This window comes from Acidovorax sp. 210-6 (genome assembly GCF_010020825.1).
In the GTDB taxonomy this organism is placed as follows: Bacteria; Pseudomonadota; Gammaproteobacteria; order Burkholderiales; family Burkholderiaceae_C; genus Simplicispira; species Simplicispira sedimenti.
The window spans coordinates 54,549-70,827 of sequence record NZ_JAACJE010000003.1 but is presented as its reverse complement, the minus strand read 5'-3'; the positions used below and the strand labels follow the sequence as shown (position 1 = coordinate 70,827).

Sequence of the window (16,279 nt, the reverse complement as noted above, 5' to 3'; positions counted from 1 at the left end):
TCGAGGCCCAAAACTCGTGCCATACTTGGCCTCATGCGGTTGAATTTCCTATCCGTCCGAGCCGTAAGTGCGCGGGTCGGCCAGCCCGAAGAGCCGGCTGACGAGCACCGCGAAAGACAGCGAGCCGATCAGGTAGGCGCCGGCACAAGCCAGGGCGGCAGGCAGCGTGAGGGCAGATTCAGGCATGGGTAAGTGGTCTTGGCGGCAGGCATTCAAACGGGCCGCAGTTTATCGGCCCGCTACCTGCGGCTAGGGATAGCGTGGCCCGCAGCCCAGGGGGCGCGCTGCCAGGGCCTTTGGCACTGCGCGCAGAATCTGGCGCTGGTGTTTCGGCCTCGATGCCTCGCCGATCGTGTGGCGCGGATGTCGAGATCGGCCCCGTGCGCGTGTCGTCCATCAAAGCAGCGAGATTCAACGTGGAACTGAGCAGAACTCAGACAGCAGCCGCCCTGGCGGCCATTGCCGTGAGCATCGGCGCCCTGGCCTGGTGGGTGGTCGAGCGGGCGGGCTCGGCCGGAGAGCCCGTGGTCGCCTCGCCCCAGGTGGCGCAGGGGCCTACTGTCTCGCCCCAGGTGGCGCAGGGGCCTACTGTCAGCCCTTTCGGGTCGATGCCGGCCGGCGCGCTGCCGCGAGACGAGGCGGCCCCGGCAGCAGCCAGCGGCGCCGCCGCGGGCGATGTGGCTGCGGGGGTGCAGACGGCGGCGTTGACGCCCGAAGAAGAGGCCGTGCTGCGTGACGCCGTGAAAGACCACCCGAATGCGGCCGCCGAGTTCGAGCGGCTTCGGCTTTATGCATTGCTGCAGAAGCGCGTGGAGCGCTGGCAGGCGCTGAAAGACGGCCCGCTGACCGCTGAGCGCCGTGCGCTGGCGCAGCAGATCATGAACGAGGTGCCGGGCCACCTGCAGCGCCGCGAGATGCTGGCGGGCGAGGCCCTGCTGCTGAACATGGCGCTGCTGGAAGATATCGAGCCCGACGCCGCACGCCGTGAGCAGCGGGTGGCCCAGCTGCGGGCTCAGCTGATGGCGCAGGCGAACACGCCCGACGCCGAAACCAGCCTGCAGCAGGCGGCCGACATCCGAAAGATGGAAGAGTTCAACCGGCGCAAACGGCTCATCGACGAGCAGTTCTTCGCCCTGCCCGAAGCCCAGCGCGACATGAACGCCTACACGGCACAGCTGGACGCCTTGCGTCGCGAGGTGTTCGACGGCCAGTAAGGCCGCCTGGCCCGACGCCTAGAATTCGCGCTCTGTCGTCGCGTGCCCCGGCCCCCGGGGTGGCTTGCCAGGCCCCGCTTTCGGGGTCGGCCTCTTCTGATCGTGTTGCCTTGAGCGCTGTCGCATCGCCCCGCCTGCAGGCTGCCTTGTGGATCGGCCTGGGTCTGTTTGTCGCTCTCGGGCTGTGGCAGCTTGCGCCGGTCCTGTCGCCGTTTGCCGCGGCCTGGGTGCTGGCCTATGTGCTGGAACCACTGGTGGGGCGCCTGCAGCGCCTGCGCCTGCCGCGGGCCGCGGCGGCCGTGGTGGTGGAACTCGGCGCCTTGCTGGTGGTGGTGGCGGCGCTGCTGCTGCTGTCGCCCATCCTGTCGCAGCTGGTTCCGCTGCTGCGCGACCAGATCCCTGACCTGCTGCATGAGCTGCATCGCCGATCGGCCCCCGTGCTGGCGCAGCTCGGCATTCACCTGCCCAGCGACGCCGCCGCGCTGAAAGAGCAGATCGCCCGGGCCTTCAGCGCCAACGCGCAAGACTGGACGAGCCGGCTGCTGAATTCCGCGCGCATTGGCGGCAGCCTGGCGATGACCGTGGCGGGCCATGCGGTACTGGTGCCGCTGGTGCTGTTCTACCTGCTCTGCGACTGGCCCCAGTTGATGGGCCGCCTGCGCTCGCTGGTGCCGCCGCGCACGCTGCATGTGGCCGAGGGTTTCCTGGCCGAATGCGACGGCGTGCTGGGGCAATACCTGCGTTGGTGGACGGGGTGTTTGAGGAAGTGGAGGGCGAGGGCGATGCTGATGCGACCCCTCGAATCTCATCGCCGGGTGTCATCTTTCACGCGGCCACCGGCATCGATGCGGCTACCGTGGCCCCAGTGCAGACCACACTGCAAAAACGCATCCTGCGCGCCTTCGTTGCTCGGGGCCTGCTGGAGAACTGTGACGCCAAAGACATGCTGGGCTACAAACACAGCGGCTTCTCGGTGGACGCCGGTGTCTGCATCGAAGCCCACGACCGCGCTGCGCTGGAGCGGCTGCTGCGCTATTGCGCGCGTCCACCGTTTTCCATGGAGCGCCTACGCAAAGAGGGAAGCAAACTGGTGTACCGCTGTGCCAAACAGCGCAGCGAGCCCACCAGTGACAAGCGTGGTGCCAAGGCAGATGAGCTGCACCTCACACCGCTGGAACTGATCGACCGCATCGCCGCGCTGGTGCCACCGCCACGCACCCACCGGCACCGCTACTTTGGTGTGCTGGCACCAAACTCGCCGCTGAGAGCGGCGGTAACGGCGCTGGCTCAGCCTGCTGCGTCGCAACCAGCCACGGTGGAGACTGCACAACCTGGCGCGGGCGTACCTGGGGTGGCGGCGCCGGGCAACGCGGCCACACCCACACCCGAACCTGAAGCACGCCCGAAGCGAGCGGCGCATTACTTGTGGGCGGTGCTGATTGCCCGCATCTACGAGGCATTTCCGCTGCTGTGCCCCATGTGCGGTGGGCAGATGCGCATCATTGCCTTCATCACCCACAGCGCCGAAATCCGCCACATCCTGAACCACATCGGGGTGGAGTCTGCCCCCCCGCACATCACCCCGGCACGCGGGCCACCGCTGTGGGAGGGCTGCGACGCGCCGGTGGATGATGGTGCGCAAGGCGAGCCGGATTGGGATCTGGCAGCTCAACCCGACGAGGTAGACCAGCGCGTCAATTGGTGACCCAGTGAAGCGGCGGTATCCATCGCTGCGGGGAAGCAGCTGCGCGCGCGCCAGGCCCAAATGCATACTGCCTCCCAAGCTCTTGCCATTGAGCGGCAAGCGAGCGCTCAACCTTCCTTGGCCGAACGTGTTTCGAGGCCCAAAACTCGTGCCATACTTGGCCTCATGCGGTTGAATTTCCTATCCGTTTCCAGGCCTGTAAGTTCGTTGAGCAAGGCCTGAACGCGGGTGCTGTCATCCACGAGAGCCTGGCGCACCAACGCGGCACGGCTGTACCGGGGCTCGACATCGTCCTTGGGCACAAGCTGCTTGAGCGCTTCCAGCTTTTGTTCGGCACCCGGACCTTCTTCATGAAGGACCTGACGGATCTGTTCCTGTTTTTCTCGGTAATGCGTCAGACCACGGGTTTGCTTGCCTTGAACCTTGGTTGACGCTCGCCGCACCAGGTCGCAGACACGGCGCGCAGCGATGTACAGCGCCACGTCCGTGAGCTCAAGTAGGTTCATACGCAGGAAACAGATCACTTCGACCGCCTGCGTTTCGTGCTTGAGCCGCTTGGTATCACTGGGAGGTCGGTGGACCACTGCCTGGCCGTAGGCACGCAGTCTCGCGTTGGGAATGGCATCAAGCGTCCAGCGGTCAACTCCAAGGTCTTTGAGGAAGGTGATCTTGTCCGTGACCTCGGACAGGCCCGAAGGGCCATGCTTGCCTGGGGAGCCTTTGAGCCATTCGAGCACGGTGCCACCTGTGCGCCCGCGACGCAGAGAAAATACAGCCCTGATCGCCTTATCGATGCCGGGCTCGCCCACCTGTTCGCGAATGGTGTGCAGGGCGGCTTGATCGATGGCCAGGTAGGCTTCCCGTGCCAAGTCGCGCAGCACGCGGTCGCCGGGGAGCACCCTGCCTTGGTCGAACAGCCAGATTTCAGCTTGCTTGACCAGTTCGTCGACCGAGGAGGCCGTACCTGCCAGCCGACCCAGTGTCTGCGCGCACAAGGCCAGCACTTCAGCATCGACCTCTGTAAATCCGCTGAACTGGCGGGCCCACGCCTGGTGCTCGTAAAGGGTGGCTTGACGGCTGTAAAGCGTCTTGAGCGATGCGATCGAGGTTTCTTGAATGCCGAGGGCACTACACAACGAACGAAGCAATGCCCTTGGAACATTGGTGAGCCGATCCAAGGGGCGGCCGGTCGTTCTGACGACCGTCAACTGAATGGCCGCAGCAAGGCGGCCAGTGGTGCGGAATCGCTTGCGAATCGCGTCCAGATCGTCCTTACTCAACTGGAACGACTGCTCCACATCAAACTCAGTGAGCGTCTTTGGCAGCTCTGTGGCACCGACGAAGCGCTGACGGAACGTGGTCACGATGCCCCCATGTGGTTGACCATTCGATGGGGGCCAACTATAGGGGATCGGATCGGCTGGATTGACAGCTCACGCCGAGCGCTGATCACCTAGGGTTAACGCTCGGTTGAAGGCGGGAGCTTTTGCACCGAAACCGAGATTACCCCTGGTCATGCAGGAAAATGACAAGCCATTGCGGGATCATGACAAGTGAACGCCAGTCAACCCTGATAAGCTTGCTCCATCGTCAACCACATAGGAGCTTTCCATGCAGGGGCTGAAGAGCACTTTCATCGTGTCGTCATTGCTGGCGACCTTCATGAGTGTTTGCGTTGCGCAGACCGCTGTACCCGTCGTCAGCACCAGCTACGGTGCTGTCTCCGGGGTACTGTCGCGAGGCGTCAGACAGTACCTTGGCGTGCCATTTGCAGCACCGCCGGTCGGTGAGCTGCGCTGGCAAGCGCCTCAACCGGCGGCGCCCTGGTCGGGCACTCGAGATGGCTCGGTTCCCGGCGAGCGCTGCGCGCAGACCAAATACGTGGGGGCTCAATCGCTGGCAGAGGATTGTCTTTACCTGAACATCCACGTGCCCAACGACATCGGAGCCAAGCAGCTTCCGGTGATGGTGTGGATCCACGGTGGCGCATTTCTCGGTGGGGCTGCCACTGACTACGACATGCGCACACTGGCCACGAAGGCCCAGGCCGTCATCGTCTCGATCAATTACCGGCTTGGACCGTTCGGTTTTTTCCGTACGCAGGAACTGGCCGCCCAAAACGCATCGGTGAACTTTGGTTTGCAAGACCAGCAGGCTGCGCTGCGCTGGGTGCGCGACGAAATCTCTCGCTTTGGTGGTAACCCGGGCAACGTCACCATCTTTGGCGAATCGGCGGGCGGCATCAGTGTTTGCCTGCATCTGGTCTCGCCGCAATCGAAGGGCCTGTTCCACAAGGCCATCTCGCAAAGCGGTCCTTGTGAGACCCTCACAGATCGCACGGTTGCGAGCGTTCAGGACTCGGCCACGCAGCTGGCAACAACGGCTGGCTGCGCGCAAGGCCCAGGGCTGTTGGCCTGTCTGCGCAACAAAAACACCACCGAGATCCTTGCGGCACAGGCCTATGAGTTTTCTTTGCTCAAAGACAACACCAAGTGGGCACCGGTTCCAGATGGCATCACCCTCATCGCTGCACCAGATGAACTGATCCGACGTGGTGAGTTCAACCGCGTGCCAGTGATGTGGGGCACCAACCGCGACGAGGGGCGCTTGTTCGTGGCCGCTGAGCACTTGAAGAGCCTGCTTCCCCTGAGCATCCGGCAATTCGATCAGGCGCTTGACACGGCCTCTGGCGGCGACGGTGCCTTCAAGAAGAAGCTGGCCAGCACGTATTCCCCGTGGACCTACTACACGCTAGACCTTGCCCTGGCGGCTCTGCTGACAGACCGCTATTTCTCTTGCAACGCCATGAGCGACGTGCAAGCGATGCAGCAGTACGTGCCGGTCTATCACTATGAGTTCACGGAAGCCAATACCCCCGGCGTGCTTGATCCATACATGTTGATGGGCGCTTTCCATGGCGCCGAAATGCGTTTTCTGTTCCAGGCCAAGTTGCCAGGACCAACATTCTTGTGGCCCTTGAACAGCGCTCAACAGAAACTGGCTGACCAAATGGGTGCGTACTGGGGCAATTTCGCGCGCAGTGGCAACCCCAATGATGCCAGCCTGCCCAAGTGGGTCGAGGCCCGGTCAGATGCCAGCACTGCGCTGCTTCTGAACAGCCGTGGGATCTCAAGCCTTGGCATCGACAAGCTGCAAGACATCCACCACTGTGGCTTATGGGCTCGGCCCTGAAGCCTTCCCTGTCTGAGCCTTGGCATACTGAGCTGGGCTCACACCGGCCATTGCCTTGAACGCGCGGATGAAATTGGCAGCATCGGTGTAGCCCAGCAGGTTGGCCACATCCTTCACTTGCAAATGGCCCTCTCGCAGCCATCGGCAGGCGCGTTCGAGCTGTATTTCCTGGGCCAGATCGCGGAAGTTATTGGCCATGCTGCACTGGTTGGGCGTCAAGCCCTCTTACTCACGCCCGCGTGTCAGCGACGACAACGCGTTTGTGGAGTCACTGTTCAAGACAGCCAAGTACCGCCCGCAGTTCCCGGCCAAAGGCTTCGCCGATCTGGCCGCCGCCCGTCAATGGGCCAGCGAGTTCGTGCACTGGTACAACATGGAGCACCGCCATAGCGGCATCCAGTACGTCACCCCAGCGCAGCGCCACAGCGGCCAGGACATCGACATCTTGAGTGCTCGACATCGGCTGTACCACCACGCCAAGCAGCAGCATCCACAACGATGGTCTCGGCACACGCGCAATTGGGATCACGTTGCAGTGGTCACCCTCAACCCAGAGCGCGATCAGCCCGCAGCAGTGGTGGACAGACCCGCAAAAGTATTCGTCAAAGCTGCATGAATCAGGCGACAACTACCTTGACATTCACCGGAGGGCGAGGGCGATGCTGATGCGACCCCTCGAATCTCATCGCCGGGTGTCATCTTTCACGCGGCCACCGGCATCGATGCGGCTACCGTGGCCCCAGTGCAGACCACACTGCAAAAACGCATCCTGCGCGCCTTCGTTGCTCGGGGCCTGCTGGAGAACTGTGACGCCAAAGACATGCTGGGCTACAAACACAGCGGCTTCTCGGTGGACGCCGGTGTCTGCATCGAAGCCCACGACCGCGCTGCGCTGGAGCGGCTGCTGCGCTATTGCGCGCGTCCACCGTTTTCCATGGAGCGCCTACGCAAAGAGGGAAGCAAACTGGTGTACCGCTGTGCCAAACAGCGCAGCGAGCCCACCAGTGACAAGCGTGGTGCCAAGGCAGATGAGCTGCACCTCACACCGCTGGAACTGATCGACCGCATCGCCGCGCTGGTGCCACCGCCACGCACCCACCGGCACCGCTACTTTGGTGTGCTGGCACCAAACTCGCCGCTGAGAGCGGCGGTAACGGCGCTGGCTCAGCCTGCTGCGTCGCAACCAGCCACGGTGGAGACTGCACAACCTGGCGCGGGCGTACCTGGGGTGGCGGCGCCGGGCAACGCGGCCACACCCACACCCGAACCTGAAGCACGCCCGAAGCGAGCGGCGCATTACTTGTGGGCGGTGCTGATTGCCCGCATCTACGAGGCATTTCCGCTGCTGTGCCCCATGTGCGGTGGGCAGATGCGCATCATTGCCTTCATCACCCACAGCGCCGAAATCCGCCACATCCTGAACCACATCGGGGTGGAGTCTGCCCCCCCGCACATCACCCCGGCACGCGGGCCACCGCTGTGGGAGGGCTGCGACGCGCCGGTGGATGATGGTGCGCAAGGCGAGCCGGATTGGGATCTGGCAGCTCAACCCGACGAGGTAGACCAGCGCGTCAATTGGTGACCCAGTGAAGCGGCGGTATCCATCGCTGCGGGGAAGCAGCTGCGCGCGCGCCAGGCCCAAATGCATACTGCCTCCCAAGCTCTTGCCATTGAGCGGCAAGCGAGCGCTCAACCTTCCTTGGCCGAACGTGTTTCGAGGCCCAAAACTCGTGCCATACTTGGCCTCATGCGGTTGAATTTCCTATCCGTTTCCAGGCCTGTAAGTTCGTTGAGCAAGGCCTGAACGCGGGTGCTGTCATCCACGAGAGCCTGGCGCACCAACGCGGCACGGCTGTACCGGGGCTCGACATCGTCCTTGGGCACAAGCTGCTTGAGCGCTTCCAGCTTTTGTTCGGCACCCGGACCTTCTTCATGAAGGACCTGACGGATCTGTTCCTGTTTTTCTCGGTAATGCGTCAGACCACGGGTTTGCTTGCCTTGAACCTTGGTTGACGCTCGCCGCACCAGGTCGCAGACACGGCGCGCAGCGATGTACAGCGCCACGTCCGTGAGCTCAAGTAGGTTCATACGCAGGAAACAGATCACTTCGACCGCCTGCGTTTCGTGCTTGAGCCGCTTGGTATCACTGGGAGGTCGGTGGACCACTGCCTGGCCGTAGGCACGCAGTCTCGCGTTGGGAATGGCATCAAGCGTCCAGCGGTCAACTCCAAGGTCTTTGAGGAAGGTGATCTTGTCCGTGACCTCGGACAGGCCCGAAGGGCCATGCTTGCCTGGGGAGCCTTTGAGCCATTCGAGCACGGTGCCACCTGTGCGCCCGCGACGCAGAGAAAATACAGCCCTGATCGCCTTATCGATGCCGGGCTCGCCCACCTGTTCGCGAATGGTGTGCAGGGCGGCTTGATCGATGGCCAGGTAGGCTTCCCGTGCCAAGTCGCGCAGCACGCGGTCGCCGGGGAGCACCCTGCCTTGGTCGAACAGCCAGATTTCAGCTTGCTTGACCAGTTCGTCGACCGAGGAGGCCGTACCTGCCAGCCGACCCAGTGTCTGCGCGCACAAGGCCAGCACTTCAGCATCGACCTCTGTAAATCCGCTGAACTGGCGGGCCCACGCCTGGTGCTCGTAAAGGGTGGCTTGACGGCTGTAAAGCGTCTTGAGCGATGCGATCGAGGTTTCTTGAATGCCGAGGGCACTACACAACGAACGAAGCAATGCCCTTGGAACATTGGTGAGCCGATCCAAGGGGCGGCCGGTCGTTCTGACGACCGTCAACTGAATGGCCGCAGCAAGGCGGCCAGTGGTGCGGAATCGCTTGCGAATCGCGTCCAGATCGTCCTTACTCAACTGGAACGACTGCTCCACATCAAACTCAGTGAGCGTCTTTGGCAGCTCTGTGGCACCGACGAAGCGCTGACGGAACGTGGTCACGATGCCCCCATGTGGTTGACCATTCGATGGGGGCCAACTATAGGGGATCGGATCGGCTGGATTGACAGCTCACGCCGAGCGCTGATCACCTAGGGTTAACGCTCGGTTGAAGGCGGGAGCTTTTGCACCGAAACCGAGATTACCCCTGGTCATGCAGGAAAATGACAAGCCATTGCGGGATCATGACAAGTGAACGCCAGTCAACCCTGATAAGCTTGCTCCATCGTCAACCACATAGGAGCTTTCCATGCAGGGGCTGAAGAGCACTTTCATCGTGTCGTCATTGCTGGCGACCTTCATGAGTGTTTGCGTTGCGCAGACCGCTGTACCCGTCGTCAGCACCAGCTACGGTGCTGTCTCCGGGGTACTGTCGCGAGGCGTCAGACAGTACCTTGGCGTGCCATTTGCAGCACCGCCGGTCGGTGAGCTGCGCTGGCAAGCGCCTCAACCGGCGGCGCCCTGGTCGGGCACTCGAGATGGCTCGGTTCCCGGCGAGCGCTGCGCGCAGACCAAATACGTGGGGGCTCAATCGCTGGCAGAGGATTGTCTTTACCTGAACATCCACGTGCCCAACGACATCGGAGCCAAGCAGCTTCCGGTGATGGTGTGGATCCACGGTGGCGCATTTCTCGGTGGGGCTGCCACTGACTACGACATGCGCACACTGGCCACGAAGGCCCAGGCCGTCATCGTCTCGATCAATTACCGGCTTGGACCGTTCGGTTTTTTCCGTACGCAGGAACTGGCCGCCCAAAACGCATCGGTGAACTTTGGTTTGCAAGACCAGCAGGCTGCGCTGCGCTGGGTGCGCGACGAAATCTCTCGCTTTGGTGGTAACCCGGGCAACGTCACCATCTTTGGCGAATCGGCGGGCGGCATCAGTGTTTGCCTGCATCTGGTCTCGCCGCAATCGAAGGGCCTGTTCCACAAGGCCATCTCGCAAAGCGGTCCTTGTGAGACCCTCACAGATCGCACGGTTGCGAGCGTTCAGGACTCGGCCACGCAGCTGGCAACAACGGCTGGCTGCGCGCAAGGCCCAGGGCTGTTGGCCTGTCTGCGCAACAAAAACACCACCGAGATCCTTGCGGCACAGGCCTATGAGTTTTCTTTGCTCAAAGACAACACCAAGTGGGCACCGGTTCCAGATGGCATCACCCTCATCGCTGCACCAGATGAACTGATCCGACGTGGTGAGTTCAACCGCGTGCCAGTGATGTGGGGCACCAACCGCGACGAGGGGCGCTTGTTCGTGGCCGCTGAGCACTTGAAGAGCCTGCTTCCCCTGAGCATCCGGCAATTCGATCAGGCGCTTGACACGGCCTCTGGCGGCGACGGTGCCTTCAAGAAGAAGCTGGCCAGCACGTATTCCCCGTGGACCTACTACACGCTAGACCTTGCCCTGGCGGCTCTGCTGACAGACCGCTATTTCTCTTGCAACGCCATGAGCGACGTGCAAGCGATGCAGCAGTACGTGCCGGTCTATCACTATGAGTTCACGGAAGCCAATACCCCCGGCGTGCTTGATCCATACATGTTGATGGGCGCTTTCCATGGCGCCGAAATGCGTTTTCTGTTCCAGGCCAAGTTGCCAGGACCAACATTCTTGTGGCCCTTGAACAGCGCTCAACAGAAACTGGCTGACCAAATGGGTGCGTACTGGGGCAATTTCGCGCGCAGTGGCAACCCCAATGATGCCAGCCTGCCCAAGTGGGTCGAGGCCCGGTCAGATGCCAGCACTGCGCTGCTTCTGAACAGCCGTGGGATCTCAAGCCTTGGCATCGACAAGCTGCAAGACATCCACCACTGTGGCTTATGGGCTCGGCCCTGAAGCCTTCCCTGTCTGAGCCTTGGCATACTGAGCTGGGCTCACACCGGCCATTGCCTTGAACGCGCGGATGAAATTGGCAGCATCGGTGTAGCCCAGCAGGTTGGCCACATCCTTCACTTGCAAATGGCCCTCTCGCAGCCATCGGCAGGCGCGTTCGAGCTGTATTTCCTGGGCCAGATCGCGGAAGTTATTGGCCATGCTGCACTGGTTGGGCGTCAAGCCCTCTTACTCACGCCCGCGTGTCAGCGACGACAACGCGTTTGTGGAGTCACTGTTCAAGACAGCCAAGTACCGCCCGCAGTTCCCGGCCAAAGGCTTCGCCGATCTGGCCGCCGCCCGTCAATGGGCCAGCGAGTTCGTGCACTGGTACAACATGGAGCACCGCCATAGCGGCATCCAGTACGTCACCCCAGCGCAGCGCCACAGCGGCCAGGACATCGACATCTTGAGTGCTCGACATCGGCTGTACCACCACGCCAAGCAGCAGCATCCACAACGATGGTCTCGGCACACGCGCAATTGGGATCACGTTGCAGTGGTCACCCTCAACCCAGAGCGCGATCAGCCCGCAGCAGTGGTGGACAGACCCGCAAAAGTATTCGTCAAAGCTGCATGAATCAGGCGACAACTACCTTGACATTCACCGGAGGGCGAGGGCGATGCTGATGCGACCCCTCGAATCTCATCGCCGGGTGTCATCTTTCACGCGGCCACCGGCATCGATGCGGCTACCGTGGCCCCAGTGCAGACCACACTGCAAAAACGCATCCTGCGCGCCTTCGTTGCTCGGGGCCTGCTGGAGAACTGTGACGCCAAAGACATGCTGGGCTACAAACACAGCGGCTTCTCGGTGGACGCCGGTGTCTGCATCGAAGCCCACGACCGCGCTGCGCTGGAGCGGCTGCTGCGCTATTGCGCGCGTCCACCGTTTTCCATGGAGCGCCTACGCAAAGAGGGAAGCAAACTGGTGTACCGCTGTGCCAAACAGCGCAGCGAGCCCACCAGTGACAAGCGTGGTGCCAAGGCAGATGAGCTGCACCTCACACCGCTGGAACTGATCGACCGCATCGCCGCGCTGGTGCCACCGCCACGCACCCACCGGCACCGCTACTTTGGTGTGCTGGCACCAAACTCGCCGCTGAGAGCGGCGGTAACGGCGCTGGCTCAGCCTGCTGCGTCGCAACCAGCCACGGTGGAGACTGCACAACCTGGCGCGGGCGTACCTGGGGTGGCGGCGCCGGGCAACGCGGCCACACCCACACCCGAACCTGAAGCACGCCCGAAGCGAGCGGCGCATTACTTGTGGGCGGTGCTGATTGCCCGCATCTACGAGGCATTTCCGCTGCTGTGCCCCATGTGCGGTGGGCAGATGCGCATCATTGCCTTCATCACCCACAGCGCCGAAATCCGCCACATCCTGAACCACATCGGGGTGGAGTCTGCCCCCCCGCACATCACCCCGGCACGCGGGCCACCGCTGTGGGAGGGCTGCGACGCGCCGGTGGATGATGGTGCGCAAGGCGAGCCGGATTGGGATCTGGCAGCTCAACCCGACGAGGTAGACCAGCGCGTCAATTGGTGACCCAGTGAAGCGGCGGTATCCATCGCTGCGGGGAAGCAGCTGCGCGCGCGCCAGGCCCAAATGCATACTGCCTCCCAAGCTCTTGCCATTGAGCGGCAAGCGAGCGCTCAACCTTCCTTGGCCGAACGTGTTTCGAGGCCCAAAACTCGTGCCATACTTGGCCTCATGCGGTTGAATTTCCTATCCGTTTCCAGGCCTGTAAGTTCGTTGAGCAAGGCCTGAACGCGGGTGCTGTCATCCACGAGAGCCTGGCGCACCAACGCGGCACGGCTGTACCGGGGCTCGACATCGTCCTTGGGCACAAGCTGCTTGAGCGCTTCCAGCTTTTGTTCGGCACCCGGACCTTCTTCATGAAGGACCTGACGGATCTGTTCCTGTTTTTCTCGGTAATGCGTCAGACCACGGGTTTGCTTGCCTTGAACCTTGGTTGACGCTCGCCGCACCAGGTCGCAGACACGGCGCGCAGCGATGTACAGCGCCACGTCCGTGAGCTCAAGTAGGTTCATACGCAGGAAACAGATCACTTCGACCGCCTGCGTTTCGTGCTTGAGCCGCTTGGTATCACTGGGAGGTCGGTGGACCACTGCCTGGCCGTAGGCACGCAGTCTCGCGTTGGGAATGGCATCAAGCGTCCAGCGGTCAACTCCAAGGTCTTTGAGGAAGGTGATCTTGTCCGTGACCTCGGACAGGCCCGAAGGGCCATGCTTGCCTGGGGAGCCTTTGAGCCATTCGAGCACGGTGCCACCTGTGCGCCCGCGACGCAGAGAAAATACAGCCCTGATCGCCTTATCGATGCCGGGCTCGCCCACCTGTTCGCGAATGGTGTGCAGGGCGGCTTGATCGATGGCCAGGTAGGCTTCCCGTGCCAAGTCGCGCAGCACGCGGTCGCCGGGGAGCACCCTGCCTTGGTCGAACAGCCAGATTTCAGCTTGCTTGACCAGTTCGTCGACCGAGGAGGCCGTACCTGCCAGCCGACCCAGTGTCTGCGCGCACAAGGCCAGCACTTCAGCATCGACCTCTGTAAATCCGCTGAACTGGCGGGCCCACGCCTGGTGCTCGTAAAGGGTGGCTTGACGGCTGTAAAGCGTCTTGAGCGATGCGATCGAGGTTTCTTGAATGCCGAGGGCACTACACAACGAACGAAGCAATGCCCTTGGAACATTGGTGAGCCGATCCAAGGGGCGGCCGGTCGTTCTGACGACCGTCAACTGAATGGCCGCAGCAAGGCGGCCAGTGGTGCGGAATCGCTTGCGAATCGCGTCCAGATCGTCCTTACTCAACTGGAACGACTGCTCCACATCAAACTCAGTGAGCGTCTTTGGCAGCTCTGTGGCACCGACGAAGCGCTGACGGAACGTGGTCACGATGCCCCCATGTGGTTGACCATTCGATGGGGGCCAACTATAGGGGATCGGATCGGCTGGATTGACAGCTCACGCCGAGCGCTGATCACCTAGGGTTAACGCTCGGTTGAAGGCGGGAGCTTTTGCACCGAAACCGAGATTACCCCTGGTCATGCAGGAAAATGACAAGCCATTGCGGGATCATGACAAGTGAACGCCAGTCAACCCTGATAAGCTTGCTCCATCGTCAACCACATAGGAGCTTTCCATGCAGGGGCTGAAGAGCACTTTCATCGTGTCGTCATTGCTGGCGACCTTCATGAGTGTTTGCGTTGCGCAGACCGCTGTACCCGTCGTCAGCACCAGCTACGGTGCTGTCTCCGGGGTACTGTCGCGAGGCGTCAGACAGTACCTTGGCGTGCCATTTGCAGCACCGCCGGTCGGTGAGCTGCGCTGGCAAGCGCCTCAACCGGCGGCGCCCTGGTCGGGCACTCGAGATGGCTCGGTTCCCGGCGAGCGCTGCGCGCAGACCAAATACGTGGGGGCTCAATCGCTGGCAGAGGATTGTCTTTACCTGAACATCCACGTGCCCAACGACATCGGAGCCAAGCAGCTTCCGGTGATGGTGTGGATCCACGGTGGCGCATTTCTCGGTGGGGCTGCCACTGACTACGACATGCGCACACTGGCCACGAAGGCCCAGGCCGTCATCGTCTCGATCAATTACCGGCTTGGACCGTTCGGTTTTTTCCGTACGCAGGAACTGGCCGCCCAAAACGCATCGGTGAACTTTGGTTTGCAAGACCAGCAGGCTGCGCTGCGCTGGGTGCGCGACGAAATCTCTCGCTTTGGTGGTAACCCGGGCAACGTCACCATCTTTGGCGAATCGGCGGGCGGCATCAGTGTTTGCCTGCATCTGGTCTCGCCGCAATCGAAGGGCCTGTTCCACAAGGCCATCTCGCAAAGCGGTCCTTGTGAGACCCTCACAGATCGCACGGTTGCGAGCGTTCAGGACTCGGCCACGCAGCTGGCAACAACGGCTGGCTGCGCGCAAGGCCCAGGGCTGTTGGCCTGTCTGCGCAACAAAAACACCACCGAGATCCTTGCGGCACAGGCCTATGAGTTTTCTTTGCTCAAAGACAACACCAAGTGGGCACCGGTTCCAGATGGCATCACCCTCATCGCTGCACCAGATGAACTGATCCGACGTGGTGAGTTCAACCGCGTGCCAGTGATGTGGGGCACCAACCGCGACGAGGGGCGCTTGTTCGTGGCCGCTGAGCACTTGAAGAGCCTGCTTCCCCTGAGCATCCGGCAATTCGATCAGGCGCTTGACACGGCCTCTGGCGGCGACGGTGCCTTCAAGAAGAAGCTGGCCAGCACGTATTCCCCGTGGACCTACTACACGCTAGACCTTGCCCTGGCGGCTCTGCTGACAGACCGCTATTTCTCTTGCAACGCCATGAGCGACGTGCAAGCGATGCAGCAGTACGTGCCGGTCTATCACTATGAGTTCACGGAAGCCAATACCCCCGGCGTGCTTGATCCATACATGTTGATGGGCGCTTTCCATGGCGCCGAAATGCGTTTTCTGTTCCAGGCCAAGTTGCCAGGACCAACATTCTTGTGGCCCTTGAACAGCGCTCAACAGAAACTGGCTGACCAAATGGGTGCGTACTGGGGCAATTTCGCGCGCAGTGGCAACCCCAATGATGCCAGCCTGCCCAAGTGGGTCGAGGCCCGGTCAGATGCCAGCACTGCGCTGCTTCTGAACAGCCGTGGGATCTCAAGCCTTGGCATCGACAAGCTGCAAGACATCCACCACTGTGGCTTATGGGCTCGGCCCTGAAGCCTTCCCTGTCTGAGCCTTGGCATACTGAGCTGGGCTCACACCGGCCATTGCCTTGAACGCGCGGATGAAATTGGCAGCATCGGTGTAGCCCAGCAGGTTGGCCACATCCTTCACTTGCAAATGGCCCTCTCGCAGCCATCGGCAGGCGCGTTCGAGCTGTATTTCCTGGGCCAGATCGCGGAAGTTATTGGCCATGCTGCACTGGTTGGGCGTCAAGCCCTCTTACTCACGCCCGCGTGTCAGCGACGACAACGCGTTTGTGGAGTCACTGTTCAAGACAGCCAAGTACCGCCCGCAGTTCCCGGCCAAAGGCTTCGCCGATCTGGCCGCCGCCCGTCAATGGGCCAGCGAGTTCGTGCACTGGTACAACATGGAGCACCGCCATAGCGGCATCCAGTACGTCACCCCAGCGCAGCGCCACAGCGGCCAGGACATCGACATCTTGAGTGCTCGACATCGGCTGTACCACCACGCCAAGCAGCAGCATCCACAACGATGGTCTCGGCACACGCGCAATTGGGATCACGTTGCAGTGGTCACCCTCAACCCAGAGCGCGATCAGCCCGCAGCAGTGGTGGACAGACCCGCAAAAGTATTCGTCAAAGCTGCATGAATCA

The 16,279-nt window shown here is 61.9% G+C and carries 10 protein-coding genes and 7 pseudogenes; 10 read left to right on the top strand and 7 right to left on the bottom strand.

Annotated features, from left to right (window positions below; all coding sequences use genetic code 11):
- Positions 1–57: 57 nt before the first annotated feature.
- A pseudogene (locus GWK50_RS19600) lies at positions 58–186 on the bottom strand (glycerol-3-phosphate acyltransferase); the annotation flags it as partial.
- A 230-nt stretch (positions 187–416) separates the two neighbouring features.
- On the opposite strand from GWK50_RS19600, the gene GWK50_RS19595 reads away from it, so the two are divergent.
- Together GWK50_RS19595 and GWK50_RS19585 are read left to right on the top strand one after the other, a co-directional pair.
- The gene (locus GWK50_RS19595; protein ID WP_162018239.1) at positions 417–1,214 is read left to right on the top strand and encodes a hypothetical protein; all 798 of its coding nucleotides are present in this window, start codon (positions 417–419) and stop codon (positions 1,212–1,214) included.
- A 742-nt stretch (positions 1,215–1,956) separates the two neighbouring features.
- Positions 1,957–2,919: pseudogene (locus GWK50_RS19585) on the top strand (IS91-like element ISPps1 family transposase); the annotation flags it as partial.
- 107 nt (positions 2,920–3,026) lie between these two features.
- Here GWK50_RS19585 and GWK50_RS19580 read toward each other — a convergent pair.
- Complete coding sequence (locus tag GWK50_RS19580) at positions 3,027–4,283, bottom strand: DUF4158 domain-containing protein (RefSeq protein WP_162018238.1); 1,257 nt, start codon at positions 4,281–4,283, stop codon at positions 3,027–3,029.
- Positions 4,284–4,530: 247 nt separating this feature from the next.
- Between GWK50_RS19580 and GWK50_RS19575 the strand changes: the two genes are divergently transcribed.
- Positions 4,531–6,111, top strand: coding sequence for a carboxylesterase family protein (locus GWK50_RS19575; protein WP_162018237.1), 1,581 nt, complete (start codon positions 4,531–4,533; stop codon positions 6,109–6,111).
- Here the strand turns inward: GWK50_RS19575 and GWK50_RS19570 are convergent.
- On the bottom strand, positions 6,094–6,309 hold the full coding sequence (locus GWK50_RS19570) for a helix-turn-helix domain-containing protein (RefSeq protein ID WP_162018236.1): 216 nt from the start codon (positions 6,307–6,309) through the stop codon (positions 6,094–6,096). The two genes, GWK50_RS19575 and GWK50_RS19570, sit on opposite strands and share 18 nt — an antisense overlap.
- Between GWK50_RS19570 and GWK50_RS19565 the strand changes: the two are divergent.
- Together GWK50_RS19565 and GWK50_RS19560 are read left to right on the top strand one after the other, a co-directional pair.
- Positions 6,299–6,727, top strand: a pseudogene (locus GWK50_RS19565) (integrase core domain-containing protein); the annotation flags it as partial. The gene GWK50_RS19570 and the pseudogene GWK50_RS19565 overlap by 11 nt on opposite strands.
- A gap of 30 nt (positions 6,728–6,757) precedes the next feature.
- Positions 6,758–7,693, top strand: a pseudogene (locus GWK50_RS19560) (IS91-like element ISPps1 family transposase); the annotation flags it as partial.
- Between the two features lie 107 nt (positions 7,694–7,800).
- Here GWK50_RS19560 and GWK50_RS19555 read toward each other — a convergent pair.
- On the bottom strand, positions 7,801–9,057 hold the full coding sequence (locus tag GWK50_RS19555; RefSeq protein ID WP_162018238.1) for a DUF4158 domain-containing protein: 1,257 nt from the start codon (positions 9,055–9,057) through the stop codon (positions 7,801–7,803).
- Between the two features lie 247 nt (positions 9,058–9,304).
- Between GWK50_RS19555 and GWK50_RS19550 the strand changes: the two genes are divergently transcribed.
- Positions 9,305–10,885 carry a carboxylesterase family protein gene (locus tag GWK50_RS19550; protein ID WP_162018237.1) on the top strand — a complete coding sequence of 527 codons (1,581 nt, stop codon included), beginning with the start codon at positions 9,305–9,307 and terminating at the stop codon, positions 10,883–10,885.
- On the opposite strand, the gene GWK50_RS19545 is transcribed toward GWK50_RS19550, so the two are convergent.
- Positions 10,868–11,083, bottom strand: coding sequence for a helix-turn-helix domain-containing protein (locus GWK50_RS19545; RefSeq protein ID WP_162018236.1), 216 nt, complete (start codon positions 11,081–11,083; stop codon positions 10,868–10,870). The genes GWK50_RS19550 and GWK50_RS19545 overlap by 18 nt on opposite strands.
- Here GWK50_RS19545 and GWK50_RS19540 point away from each other — a divergent pair.
- Together GWK50_RS19540 and GWK50_RS19535 are read left to right on the top strand one after the other, a co-directional pair.
- Positions 11,073–11,501 (top strand): annotated as a pseudogene (locus tag GWK50_RS19540) (integrase core domain-containing protein); the annotation flags it as partial. The gene GWK50_RS19545 and the pseudogene GWK50_RS19540 sit on opposite strands and share 11 nt — an antisense overlap.
- 30 nt (positions 11,502–11,531) lie before the next feature.
- Positions 11,532–12,467: pseudogene (locus GWK50_RS19535) on the top strand (IS91-like element ISPps1 family transposase); the annotation flags it as partial.
- Between the two features lie 107 nt (positions 12,468–12,574).
- Here the strand turns inward: GWK50_RS19535 and GWK50_RS19530 are convergent.
- Positions 12,575–13,831, bottom strand: a complete 1,257-nt coding sequence (locus GWK50_RS19530) for a DUF4158 domain-containing protein (RefSeq protein WP_162018238.1) — start codon at positions 13,829–13,831, stop codon at positions 12,575–12,577.
- A gap of 247 nt (positions 13,832–14,078) precedes the next feature.
- Between GWK50_RS19530 and GWK50_RS19525 the strand changes: the two genes are divergently transcribed.
- Positions 14,079–15,659, top strand: coding sequence for a carboxylesterase family protein (locus GWK50_RS19525; protein WP_162018237.1), 1,581 nt, complete (start codon positions 14,079–14,081; stop codon positions 15,657–15,659).
- Here GWK50_RS19525 and GWK50_RS19520 read toward each other — a convergent pair.
- Positions 15,642–15,857, bottom strand: a complete 216-nt coding sequence (locus tag GWK50_RS19520; protein WP_162018236.1) for a helix-turn-helix domain-containing protein — start codon at positions 15,855–15,857, stop codon at positions 15,642–15,644. The genes GWK50_RS19525 and GWK50_RS19520 overlap by 18 nt on opposite strands.
- Here GWK50_RS19520 and GWK50_RS19515 point away from each other — a divergent pair.
- A pseudogene (locus GWK50_RS19515) lies at positions 15,847–16,275 on the top strand (integrase core domain-containing protein); the annotation flags it as partial. The gene GWK50_RS19520 and the pseudogene GWK50_RS19515 overlap by 11 nt on opposite strands.
- Positions 16,276–16,279 lie beyond the last annotated feature (4 nt).

Excerpts from the sequence above, each read along its gene's own strand:
- GWK50_RS19545 (WP_162018236.1), bottom strand. The coding sequence starts at position 11,083 with ATGGCCAATAACTTCCGCGATCTGGCCCAGGAAATACAGCTCGAACGC.
- GWK50_RS19575 (WP_162018237.1), top strand. The coding sequence starts at position 4,531 with ATGCAGGGGCTGAAGAGCACTTTCATCGTGTCGTCATTGCTGGCGACC.
- GWK50_RS19550 (WP_162018237.1), top strand. The coding sequence starts at position 9,305 with ATGCAGGGGCTGAAGAGCACTTTCATCGTGTCGTCATTGCTGGCGACC.
- GWK50_RS19520 (WP_162018236.1), bottom strand. The coding sequence starts at position 15,857 with ATGGCCAATAACTTCCGCGATCTGGCCCAGGAAATACAGCTCGAACGC.
- GWK50_RS19525 (WP_162018237.1), top strand. The coding sequence starts at position 14,079 with ATGCAGGGGCTGAAGAGCACTTTCATCGTGTCGTCATTGCTGGCGACC.
- GWK50_RS19570 (WP_162018236.1), bottom strand. The coding sequence starts at position 6,309 with ATGGCCAATAACTTCCGCGATCTGGCCCAGGAAATACAGCTCGAACGC.